We start from the raw sequence: 11,929 nt of genomic DNA on the forward strand, positions 1-11,929 counted from the left end.
GAAATTATACAAGTAGTTGACGACAGTTTATGTGATTTAATTCACTAATAAAGATAGTTCAGTCAACTATTCGTTGGTGTGATCCCGGTCACAGATTTTTATATATATTTCCAGAGCGACATATATACATATCCAAATGGATATTATACAGGCTGATTAATCAAGGCATATACTACGAGGCATAACGACGCGTCGATATGATATTTTCAAAATTTGGTATTTTTTTTGCTAACACGAAACACACTACTAGGGCTTAATGAAGTTTCAGAAGTGAAGATGGGGACGTGAATTCTCATTGTGTTGACATGGCTGAAAGGAGATCACCTATGGGTGTAAAAAGAATGGACGATACCTCACCGGCTGCAACCCAGCCGGAGATTATTAAAGCGGTTGCAGTAACTGCTGTGATGATGCAGCTGATCCTGTCGGTTCTCTTAAAGCAGTTTCCCGATGTATCTCACAGAATAGAGATTGGCATGTTGTACAATCTGGCGAAGTTCTCGGCACCTGCCTTTATTTTTGCCATTTTGTATGATGTGGCACAGCTGCGAGACGTAAAGTATGGACACTATGTATGGCATAAAGCCAAAGAGATCATCGGGCCTTATCTCTTCTGGACTACCGTATATATAATAACGGTGAATGCAGGCGGATATGAGCAGGTGGGGGATGTTGTACAAGCCTTTCTGCTGGGAACGGCAGCCCCGCATTTGTGGTATACGGTCATGATGTTCCAATATCATTTGCTCATTCCGCTGGTGACTGCACTGGCTCTGCTCATGATTCGGAATCGAAAAAAAGCAGCTGTGTCATGGGTGGTATCCATCATCGTGTATGCCATTCTGATTCTGCTCTATGACCGATATGTTCTGCTGGATCTTTTGCATCCCGATCTGGTCTACACGGATCGAATCTTTGCCATGTATGGACTATTTGCATTGCTGGGAATGGGTACATCCATATATAAGGAAGTTTGCCTTGTCTGGTTGGACAAAATGAAGTGGGCGTTGCTGCCCATCGGTGTGCTGTTGTTTATTTGGGTGAACCGGGAATTGTTTGCTTATGGATTTGAGGATATGAATTTGTTGAAATCTTCGTATCTGAAACCGTCGATGGTGCTGTTTAACATGGCGCTCATCTTGCTCCTGTACGCTGGTGCAACGGGACTGATTCGTATGAATGTCCGATTTCTACCTACTTTTCGCTGGATTGCCAAATACGCCTTTCGGGCATATCTCGCCAGTTATTTTGCACTGAATCTGACGATCTGGATGATGGGCAGTTATGTGAAGGAGATGCCGCTCGGCATCAGCATCGTGTTTTTGCTGATTTGCACTGCGATTCTAGCCTTCACGATGGTGTATTACATTGAGAAATTGTGCAAGGCAATGATGCGACTTCTCAGAGCGAGGAATCACCAAGGGCATCAGCCAGCGCCAGCTCACGGAAATAAGCGACCGTAAACTCGCGAAAAATCAGACAAGCTTTGGACAGGTAATGATCTTCCAACCAGGAAATCCCAATCGTTCGTTCGCATACAGGCTGTTCAATCCGAATCAATCGTACATGTTCACCCACAGATCCATCCCAGGATACCGCGGGAACAAGTGCAATACCAAGTCCAGCGCGAATGAGTCCACGTACGGTTGCCGGATCATCACTTTCGAAAATACGTTTCGGATTGAAACCGGCAATCCGGCACAGGCTGTCGGTTCGTTCACGAAGGTCGTTCCCTGCACGTAGCGTGACAAAGTGTTCCTCGGCTGCATCTTCCAGTCGGATGGATGTTTTCCCGGCGAGCTTGTGGTCAGCGGGCACGGCCAGGAACAGTTCCTCTGTCAGAAGAGGCAAGCTCTCTACTCGGGGAATCTGCAAGGGCAGCGAAGAGATACAGAGATCAAACCTCGGAGGATCAGAAGGACCAAAATGCTGGATTAACGTAAATGTGATATCTGGGTATTGTTGTCTGAATCGAGATAACAGGTCGGGCACCACGTGAGAGCCTACAGGGAATGCAAGACGGATATCGCCTGCCTGACCAGATGACATATCCGCAAGTTCCCGTTTTCCATTTTCGAGTGCTTCAAGAGATTGCTCGGCATATTTCAGAAATACACGACCATAGTTGTTCAGCCGGATGAACTTTCCTGTTCGATCAAATAACTCGGTTCCCAATTCCTGTTCCAGCATTTTCAACGTTTTGCTCAAAGCTGGCTGGGAGACGTGCAGTTCTTCTGCCGCTCGTGTGATGTGCTCCAGCCGGGCGATTTTGCAAAAATAACGAAGTTGAAGTAAATCCATGCCAATCACCATCCATATCAATTTGGTTATGTATATATGTATAACTATATATTATACATTATTAATGTGAGGAGTAAAATAAAACCTGTACCGCATGTGAATGAACGAATTTCAGATTGAATTAGAGAACATGATAATGAAACCAAATGGCAGATGAACATTAAATCATAGTTAAGGGAGGCTGGTCAGAGATGAGTACGACCAAACAGCAGCAACAGCCCTTGGGCCCATCAAGCTGGACGACCAGAAGAGATGAGAAACATAACAGAATGCAGAAGGTAGAGTCTTTACTCAAGGGAAAGGTACTGCCGACAGAGCAAATTGTAAATGCACTTGAGTTGCTCATCCGACCGGGTGATCGTGTTGTACTGGAAGGAAATAATCAGAAACAGGCCAGTTTTTTGTCCGCTGCACTGGTTCAGGTCGATCCGGAGAAGGTCAATCAGTTACACATGATTATGTCGAGTATTTCACGTCCGGATCATCTGGACATCTTTGAAAAAAAGATCGCTTCCAAGCTTGACTTTTCCTATTCGGGTTCACAAAGTCTCCGCATGTCGCAGATGATTGAGGATAACAGTATCGAGATTGGCTCGATTCACACCTATTTGGAGTTATATGGTCGACTGTTCATTGATTTGATTCCAAATGTTGTGCTCGTGGCGGCGGATAAAGCAGACCGTCAGGGGAACCTGTACACCGGAGCCAATACGGAGGAAACGCCAACCATTATCGAAGCAGCAGCCTTCCGTAACGGAATCGTCATCGTGCAAGTGAATGAACTGGTGGATGAGGTTCCAAGGGTAGATATTCCTGGCGCATGGGTAGATCTGGTTGTTGAATCGGATCGGCCGTATCAGTTGGAAGCTCTGTTTACACGGGACCCGCGCCAGATCAAAGAGACTCATATTCTCATGGGCATGATGGCGATCAAAGGTATATACGCCAAACATAATGTTCAATCTTTGAACCACGGCATTGGGTTTAATACAGCGGCCATTGAATTATTGCTTCCGACTTACGGGGAGTCACTTGGACTGCGCGGCAAAATATGCAAACACTGGGCGCTGAATCCCCATCCCACATTAATTCCGGCAATTGAGAGTGGCTGGATTGAAAGTATCCATTCTTTTGGCGGCGAGGTAGGGATGGAGAAGTATACAGCGGCTCGTCCGGACGTATTTTTCACAGGGCCTGATGGTTCCATGCGTTCTAACCGTGCACTCTGCCAAGTGGCAGGTCAGTATGCCGTAGATATGTTTATTGGTTCAACATTACAAATCGATCCCGAGGGCAACTCATCAACGGTGACCTCCGGTCGTCTCAGTGGATTTGGCGGCGCGCCCAATATGGGACATGATCCACATGGACGCAGACATGATACCGAAGCCTGGCTGAACATGATGAATGGAGATGGTCCGCTGGTTCGGGGTAAAAAATTGGTCGTACAGATGGTGGAAACATTCCAGAACGGAGAGCGGCCAACCTTTGTAGATTCCCTGGATGCCATTCATGTTGGTCAAGAAGCCCATCTGCCCATTGCACCTGTCATGATCTATGGTGAGGATGTGACACATGTAGTGACGGAAGAGGGAATTGCCTATCTGTACAAGGCACAGAACATCGAAGAACGCAAACTTGCACTCGCGGCGGTTGCCGGTGTTACTCCGCTCGGACAGGCTCATGATGCAAGCTTGAATGAACGTCTGATCAGTGATGGACTGATTGCGTTCCCGGAACAACTGGACATTCGCCGCACGGATGCCAAACGGTCGCTTCTGGCGGCCAAAAGTGTCGAGGAGTTGGTGGAATGGTCCGGTGGGCTGTACAATCCGCCATCCAAGTTCCGCAGTTGGTAAGCCCTAAGAGGAATACACCTGTCTCTATGTGGCAGGACTTGAAGCCGATGAAGCTAGCTTGGGCCAGTTCGGCAGCACAGAGATGCGGCGTGCTGCTCGGTGAACTGGCCGTGCAGGCGTTGATTGATGAGGCGGAGTTGACGCCAAAACCGGGGCTTGTAGATCTGCGTGACAATGGCGCACATACAGATCTGAACGTGGAGCTGATGCGCCGCTCGGCACGGGCGCTGCGGCCTGCCTTTACAGCGATGGGTGAGGCAGGATGGGCACAGCCTGCGGATCAATCGCTGCGTGAACGCCTGGCTGCGATTGGGCGTGACGGCGAAGCTAGTATGCTCGCAGCCACAGGCGGAACCAACACACATCGCGGAGCTGTGTGGGCACTTGGGTTGCTCACCGGCGCTGCCGCGGTGAGTTGGCCCGGTCAGGGCGCGGCTGAGATTGCAGCCGTCGCCGGGGCGCTTGCCCGGCTGCCCGACCGGCATGCTCCGCAGCAGCGGACGTCGAACGGGCAGCGTGTGCAGCGCCGCTACGGCGCACGCGGCGCGCGGGAAGAAGCCGAAGCAGGCTTCCCGCACGTCGTGGACATCGGGCTGCCAGCGCTACGCGCAGCCCGGAGTGCAGGGCGCACAGAGACGCAGGCGCGTCTGGATGCGCTTTTGGCCATCATGGCAAGTCTCGAAGATACTTGCCTGCTGCACCGCGGCGGGCACGATGCCCTCGCCGCCGCAAGAAGCGGTGCCGCCACCGTGCTGTCGCGGGGTGGCAGCGGCACCGCGGAAGGCATGGCTGCCCTGGAACAACTGGGCAGCCGCCTTGTTGGCATCGGCGCTTCCCCTGGCGGAAGCGCGGACTTGCTGGCTGCGGTCTTGTTTCTCGACCGCATAGATCAGAGTGCGTCAACCGAGCTTGGTGCATGTCCGCTCGCAACGAGTCAGTTATAACAGAAACAATTTGGAGGTGCAGGACACCATGGAAACCATGACTTTTAATTATAAAACATCACGTAAGCTGGAAGGTAAAGCCCATGTAGGGGTAGCTGGTTCAGGAGATCTGGAGCTGTTGATGGAACCGTCTGCGGACGGGCAGGCACATGTCGAGATCCGAACAACGGCCAAAGGATTTGGCGATATATGGCGGGCAGGATTGGACCGTTTTTTTCAAAAGCACGACGTGGCGGTATCGATCCAAATCAATGATTTCGGCGCAACGCCGGGTGTTGTGAATCTGCGTTTGGCCCAAGCGATGGAGGTGCTGACCCATGAACAATAAGGCAGAATGGATGGCGGTAAAAGAGAGCTTCATTGAGCTGCGTGCGCGTGATCGTGCCAAGTCGGTATTGGACGAAGGCACATTCCGCGAATTGATTGATCCGTTTCAGCGTGTGGAATCCCCCCATCTTCCGCTTCAGGGCATCGTCCCGCAAAGTGATGATGGTGTAGTTACCGCTCGCGGAACCATTGATGGACAACCTGCTGTTGTGATTGCGCTTGAGGGTGCATTCCAGGGGGGCGGTATAGGCGAGGTATGTGGTGCCAAAATCGCCGGGGCTCTGGAGCTGGCGTTGCAGGATCATGAACAGGGTGTGCCGACACGTCCCGTGTTATTGCTTGAAACCGGCGGGGTACGTCTGCAAGAGGGAAATTATGGTCTGCTGGCTATTGCCGAGATTGGCGCAGCGATTGTTGCTTTGCGTCCTCATACACCTGTGGTCAGTGTGATCTCGGGGATGATTGGCTGTTACGGCGGGATGTCGATCTGTGCAGCAGGTTTGTCCAGTCATCTAATCATGACACGTCAGGGCCGCATGCAGCTGAACGGGTCCGAGGTTATTGAACAAGAGGCAGGGATCGCCGAACTCGATTCTGGTGACAAACAAAAGATCTGGTCCATGGTGGGTGGTAAACAGCGTGTTGAAGCCGGATTTGCAGATCAGTTGGTTGAAGATGATATCGGCCAGATTAAACAAGCCATTCGGGATTCATTCGAGCAAGGTGTCAAAAAAATAAACCGGAGCGCACAAGTGAAGCTCTATCAGCATCTGCTTGCCGAGATTGGCAGCGCTGAGAATCTCAAGCCGGAAGATGTGCGCGAGTTGTGGAAGAATCACAGGGACGAGACGGGCGCAGAGAAGCTGGAGCAGCTTCGTCAAGGATGGGCCTCCATTTCCAATGCGTCAGGTACACGGGGAGAAAAGTGGTTCAACCTGCTGGCGGATCATGGCGATATCAGACAGGGAGAAGCCCCTTCTGTGCTGTGCGCAGATGGACGGATCGGTGAGGAAAACGTCAGATTTATCTCGGTTGTTCCTGATCCCAATGCCAGATTTGTTCGTGCCCGCAACGGCGAAGTGGGGCTGGACGAGGGCTGGAGTATTGCAGCTTACGTGCGTGAAGCCATGGAAGCAGATCAAGATGGTCAGCGCCGTACAATTGTAGCCATCGTTGATGTACCAAGTCAGGCCTATGGTTATCGTGAGGAACTGCTAGGCATACACCTGGCTTGCGCAGCAGCAGCAGATGCTTATGCATCGGCTCGATTAGCAGGCCATCCGGTGATTGCCCTGATTGTGGGCAACGCGATCTCCGGTGCTTTCCTGGCACACGGAATGCAGTCCAATCGCCTTATCGCATTCAATGACCCAGAGGTTACGGTTCAGGTCATGTCCAAACAATCTGCCGCGCGCATCACTCGTCGCAGTATTGATGAGCTTAATGAAGCAGCGACCAAAGTGCCAGGGGCGGCATATGATGTGCAGTCTTTTGCCAAATTGGGTGCCCTACACCAACTGGTCGATGGGATCAACGCATCCTCACCCGGTCCGTCTGATGTAGAGAAGGTTCAGCGTATTCTTACGGATACCATACAGGAAATACGTCAGTCCCCGGTGGACCTCCGTTCCCGTCTGACCTCCGAGGCGGCTCAGTCTGGTCGTGCAGCTTCCGTTCATGTGCGCAAGCTGCTGAAGGAACAGTGGAACCAATAGCTAGATCTTTTCAAGTGCATGACCTGTTAAAGATTCACGGGAATGCCGTGCTGAGAGGAGAGCAGCCGGTTCCAGCGTGGGTCACCACTACGATGAGGAAAAACCCTTGGGTTGTAGTTCGCAGGGCAGAACAGATGGCGGGGAACATTCCAGTTGGTGTTCGGGGGCCAGAGCGGCATTTACGCTGGGCCGCTTCCATCTCCACGGAAGATGTTATTGCCAGAGTAAGCCCTGAGCAGTTGGTGGCAGATCAAGCATGGTATAACCTCCCGGAGGAACGTTGGAATATTCCTGCGATCGGTATGCTACAACAGGTTGCTGAACTCTGGAGCAGGACGGAACGGATCTGGGGTCCGGGAGGCAGTATTGGATTTGAGCTGGCTACAGGGCAAGAGGTCGCACGTCCGGAAAGCGATCTGGATCTGATTCTTCGTTTACCCGAACGACTTACACCTGAGCAGGCAACAGAATTGCTGGCAAAGCTAACTTCACCGTTGAGCATCTCGGATAAATGGAGCGGAGTTCGGCTGGATCTTCAGGCAGAAACTGCGGCAGGATCGTTCTCGCTGGCGGAGTGGGCCAGAGGGGGCTCGCAGGTGATGTTAAAAACATGCTCAGGTCCTATACTTACGAATGATCCATGGGAGATTTCGAAATAAGGGAGGAGAAATGGAATGAGCGTAGTCTTCTTATTCCCTGGTCAGGGAGCCCAGCGTCCAGGCATGCTCCATGAATTACCCTCTCATCCGGCAATTCAGGCGACACTGCATGAGGCCAGTGAGATTCTGAACATGGACGTGCTGGAACTGGACACACAGGCATCGCTGGAAACAACCGACCACGTACAACTGGCATTATGTATCAGCGGCGTTGCTGTGGCTCGGGCCCTATTGGAGGAAGGCGTGAAGCCGGCCTATGTTGCGGGTCATTCTGCTGGGGCTTTTGCGGCAGCGGTTATATCGGGTGCAATAACGCTCAAGGACACGTTGCCGTTGGTCCGGTTACGAGGTGAAGGCATGATGACAGCTTACCCCGAAGGTTATGGCATGGGCGTTGTGACCGGACTTCTTCGGCGTGAGGTAGAGGTTGTGGTGAATCAGATTCATACTGAAGAGAATCCGGTGTACATCTCGAATCTGAATGCACCTACCCAGATTTCGATCGCAGGCAAGCTGGAGGCCATCGACAAGGTGCTCGCTACATGTCTTAAGAACGGAGCCCGCAAAGGCATACGGCTGAATATGAACGTGCCTTCCCACTGCAAGCTGCTGGACCCCGTTTCGCTGAAGTTAAAGGAAGCCATCGGTCGTATCCAAATGAAAGAACCTCTGATTCCTTACGCGGGCAACGTCAGAGGACGTGTACTGCGGACGGCCAATGACATTGGACAGGATCTTGCAACCAACATTGCACATCCCGTTCGTTGGGATGAGGTGTCCACGCTAATTTATGAACTGGGAGGAAGACTTTTTCTGGAGATGCCTCCGGGACAGGTTCTGTCAGATCTGGCGAGAGAGGCTTTTGCTGAGGCACGTACTGCTGCACTACAAATGACCAGTCTGGAATCTGCCGTTCTGTTGTCTGAAAGATACAGCGATGGCGTGTGAAGCCGTGTTGTATGAGAGGATAGGCATTCCCGTATCGTGTTGTTGACAAATTGATCGTCACTAAAATAAGAAATGCGAACTATTGTTCTTATTTTGTTTTCGTTGTAAAATCGGAACTGGGCCGTATGTTCCCGATTTCTTCGAAAGGACGTTTTTGCATCATGATGGGAAGATCCCACCTCATTATCGGGACAGGCGTATCGCTTTCTGTTCTGCAGTTGGCCGGTATGCCAGTTACTGCGCCGGCCGTTACGGTTGCTCTGATTGGTTCGTTATTGCCTGATATCGATGAGCCAAATTCGCTGCTGGTATCCAGAGCCTTGCCTAACAGTCTGATCAGGTTGTTACAGACGATTCTGTTGCCCACAGCTGTATTTGTGTACTTTTATGTTCATGCCAAACCATGGAACCTGTTGCTTGCAATCCTTATTGCGCTCGTGTCATTCCTGCCTTCGCGTTCGCTTCGCAAAGTGTTGATGTTTGCCATTGGACTCGGTCTGGTGTTCTACGGTCACGCATTTGCCCCGTGGAATCTGATTGCAGGTAGCCTGCTTATGCTGTGCACCACGCTAACTCATAGGGGATTGACGCATACCTTATATGGAACTGCGATATGGGCCGGCTTACTTTACAGCACGACCCAGCAGCAGGGACCGGAGATCTGGGTAGCGGGAGGCACGGCATATGCGATGCATCTGTTGGCCGATTCACTAACCAATCGGGGGATTCGTCCGTTACCACCGCTCAAGTGGCGCATACGGGTGAATCTGATGAGTACAGGGACCAAGCGTGGGGCCGTTGTAGAGAATGTCTGCATTGTGCTTACCCTTATTTTGGCCTGGATTGCATTCTCGCCATTATTTCTGTAATGACCAAATACCAGTCCTGTCTAAGGACTGGTATTTCTTATTTTGTTCTTTTACCTGTAAGCCATGAGAGGATTATGGGGGTCAACTCGTTGTTGGCGTGCTTGATAAACCGTCAAGATCAGAAGAGCCAAATGCAAATAAAACAACAAGAATAAGCACAATTAATAGCTCGGCAAATCCGATTCCGTCAAACTCGGACATGACATCCACCTCATTTCTTGACCATTAAGAATTGATTCTCTGTTGAAATGCCTGTATAACATCATTAAGCGTCATATCGCCGCCAGTTTCATCCAGGAATTGTACCAGTTTGTCTGAATTGGAGGGTGTGACCTTTTGAAGTGTTTTATATTGACCAACCAATTCTACAACCAATGTAGCCTCACGAAACAACGTGACAGCATCCACTCTCAACTTTCCGCTCACCAATAGCGCTGCTACAATCAGTTCGAGATTTTTCCCTTTAAGGCTTCCATTAAGGAGGGTATTAGCAGCGTTTGGTTTTTTGTTAGAACCTTTATTTGATTTTCCGTTCCTTCCCACTGCCATAACAGGTCCCCCACTGGTTGGTGTTTAATTCATCTTCCGTTATTGTATCTTATGTGTAATTCCCTATAATGTTCGGCCTATTAATCTACGTACGTTGAACGAAAAAATATTTTCACGTGCCACTCCGAATGACAGAATAGCCTTTCTCGTGTAAATGTGTCCAACGGATATAGTTGTGGATATAAAAAAGAGACCTCTCGAATAGTTAGGAGGTCTCTTATCAACTGTTACGCGTTATTAATAATGGTATTCATTGTTGTCCGATCCAGACCTTTGACCAGTTTCACGATCAGTTCTTTGGCCGCATCGTAGTCATCCGTATGAATGATGGAAGAAGAGGTGTGGATATAACGTGCGCAGATACCAATAACTGTTGATGGTACACCAATTCCACTCAGGTGTACTTGACCTGCATCGGTACCACCTGGTGAGATGAAATACTGCATTTTGATCTGATTGGATGAAGCCGTATCTTGAACATATTCCACCATTCCGCGATGGGTGAACATACCCGGGTCAAAAATACGAAGCAATGCGCCTTCTCCGATATGTCCAAATGACTGTTTGTCACCTGTCATATCATTCGCCGCGCTACAGTCAAGTGCAAAGAAAATATCAGGCTGAATCAGATTGGCCGCCGTACGTGCACCGCGAAGCCCCAGTTCTTCCTGAACCGTTGCACCAGCGTAAAGCGTGTTAGGCAGTTTTTCCTTGTGCAACGCTTCAACCAGTTCAAGTGCAAGTCCTACGCCGTAACGATTATCCCATGCTTTGGCCATGATTTTTTTCGGGTTCGCCATCGGCGTGAATTCACAGATTGGCACGATCTGCATCCCTGGATGAATGCCCCAGGATTCTGCTTCCGCACGGTTGTCTGCCCCAATATCGAGATACATGGAATTCAGATCAACAGGTTTGTTCCGCTGGGACTCGTCCAACAAGTGTGTAGGTGTAGAACCTACAACTCCGGTAATGCGACGATCCGGTGTGATGATTTCCAATCGCTGAGACAGTACAGCCTGACTCCACCATCCACCCAATGGACGGAATTTGACCATACCCGTTTCCGTAATGCCTGTAGTCATGAAACCAACTTCGTCAAAGTGTCCGGCTACCATAACTTTAGGACCGGATTCCTCCCCGCGTAATACACCAAATAGACTCCCCAGGCGATCCTGGACGAACTCATCGGTATAAGCGGAAAGCTTATCTTTCATCCAGCCGCGAAGCTCACGTTCAAAACCGGATGCGGAAGGGAATTCCGTCAACGTACGGAACATATCCATCGTTTTTTCATTCATGTGTCAACAACTCCTCTGTTGGTATGTATTTCAGGTCACAGTAGAACGGCTACCCGCCTGTTGTCCTTTTAAGATGTAGTTCAAAAAGTCTTTTATCTTTTTGAACATGCACTTTAATATGCTGAGGACTTGTTATTTAACCACTGGTCACATTACAGTATGAACCTTGCGCAAGTGATTGTCCATGTTTATGTCACGTATTTAAGGCATATTTTGGGCGCTTACCGTGTCCAAGTTTCATGACTCTATCCGCTGTAGTCGCAGTCCTGATGCCACTTCAATGAATATGAATATATGGAGGAGATGTCATCATTTTGTGAACTTCTTTATTTCAATATTTGTTTGTCTGTTTACAGGAAGGAGCTAAATATCCAATGAAGCCTCCAGAAGAGGGCACGGAAAAAGTACTGTTTATCGTTCTTTTTATCTTGCTCGTGATTGTTCTTCTTTATTTATA

General features: G+C 49.9%; 11 protein-coding genes. 8 read left to right on the forward strand and 3 right to left on the reverse strand.

What is annotated here, in order from left to right; genetic code table 11:
• Nucleotides 1-326: 326 nt before the first annotated feature.
• Nucleotides 327-1,463, forward strand: coding sequence for an acyltransferase (locus MKX68_RS19965; protein ID WP_338588035.1), 1,137 nt, complete (start codon nt 327-329; stop codon nt 1,461-1,463).
• Here MKX68_RS19965 and MKX68_RS19970 read toward each other — a convergent pair.
• The gene (locus tag MKX68_RS19970; protein WP_338588034.1) at nt 1,402-2,301 is read right to left on the reverse strand and encodes a LysR family transcriptional regulator; all 900 of its coding nucleotides are present in this window, start codon (nt 2,299-2,301) and stop codon (nt 1,402-1,404) included. The two genes, MKX68_RS19965 and MKX68_RS19970, sit on opposite strands and share 62 nt — an antisense overlap.
• Nucleotides 2,302-2,492: 191 nt before the next feature.
• Here MKX68_RS19970 and mdcA point away from each other — a divergent pair, with 191 nt between their 5' ends.
• The 7 genes from mdcA (at nt 2,493) to MKX68_RS20005 (ending at nt 9,622) form a co-directional block, all read left to right on the forward strand.
• Entirely contained in the window at nt 2,493-4,160 is a 1,668-nt protein-coding gene (mdcA, locus tag MKX68_RS19975; protein ID WP_338588033.1) for a malonate decarboxylase subunit alpha, read from the forward strand.
• A gap of 89 nt (nt 4,161-4,249) precedes the next feature.
• The gene (locus MKX68_RS19980) at nt 4,250-5,104 is read left to right on the forward strand and encodes a triphosphoribosyl-dephospho-CoA synthase (protein ID WP_340913884.1); all 855 of its coding nucleotides are present in this window, start codon (nt 4,250-4,252) and stop codon (nt 5,102-5,104) included.
• Nucleotides 5,105-5,132: 28 nt separating this feature from the next.
• Nucleotides 5,133-5,432: a malonate decarboxylase subunit delta gene (locus tag MKX68_RS19985; protein ID WP_211080846.1), complete on the forward strand. Its 300-nt coding sequence runs from the start codon at nt 5,133-5,135 to the stop codon at nt 5,430-5,432.
• Entirely contained in the window at nt 5,422-7,146 is a 1,725-nt protein-coding gene (locus MKX68_RS19990; RefSeq protein WP_338588031.1) for a biotin-independent malonate decarboxylase subunit beta, read from the forward strand. The genes MKX68_RS19985 and MKX68_RS19990 overlap by 11 nt, the downstream gene beginning before the upstream one ends.
• 14 nt (nt 7,147-7,160) lie before the next feature.
• A complete protein-coding gene (locus MKX68_RS19995; protein ID WP_340913885.1) occupies nt 7,161-7,805 on the forward strand; it encodes a malonate decarboxylase holo-ACP synthase in 645 nt (214 codons plus the stop codon).
• Nucleotides 7,806-7,820: 15 nt separating this feature from the next.
• Complete coding sequence (locus MKX68_RS20000) at nt 7,821-8,753, forward strand: ACP S-malonyltransferase (protein ID WP_338588029.1); 933 nt, start codon at nt 7,821-7,823, stop codon at nt 8,751-8,753.
• A gap of 161 nt (nt 8,754-8,914) precedes the next feature.
• On the forward strand, nt 8,915-9,622 hold the full coding sequence (locus MKX68_RS20005; RefSeq protein WP_036615169.1) for a metal-dependent hydrolase: 708 nt from the start codon (nt 8,915-8,917) through the stop codon (nt 9,620-9,622).
• A gap of 225 nt (nt 9,623-9,847) precedes the next feature.
• Here the strand turns inward: MKX68_RS20005 and MKX68_RS20010 are convergent, their stop codons facing one another.
• Together MKX68_RS20010 and MKX68_RS20015 are read right to left on the reverse strand one after the other, a co-directional pair.
• The gene (locus tag MKX68_RS20010; RefSeq protein WP_074095924.1) at nt 9,848-10,171 is read right to left on the reverse strand and encodes a hypothetical protein; all 324 of its coding nucleotides are present in this window, start codon (nt 10,169-10,171) and stop codon (nt 9,848-9,850) included.
• 227 nt (nt 10,172-10,398) lie between these two features.
• The gene (locus MKX68_RS20015; RefSeq protein ID WP_074095923.1) at nt 10,399-11,472 is read right to left on the reverse strand and encodes a M42 family metallopeptidase; all 1,074 of its coding nucleotides are present in this window, start codon (nt 11,470-11,472) and stop codon (nt 10,399-10,401) included.
• Nucleotides 11,473-11,929 lie beyond the last annotated feature (457 nt).

This window comes from Paenibacillus sp. FSL M8-0212, from assembly GCF_038004645.1.
Taxonomy (GTDB): domain Bacteria; phylum Bacillota; class Bacilli; order Paenibacillales; family Paenibacillaceae; genus Paenibacillus.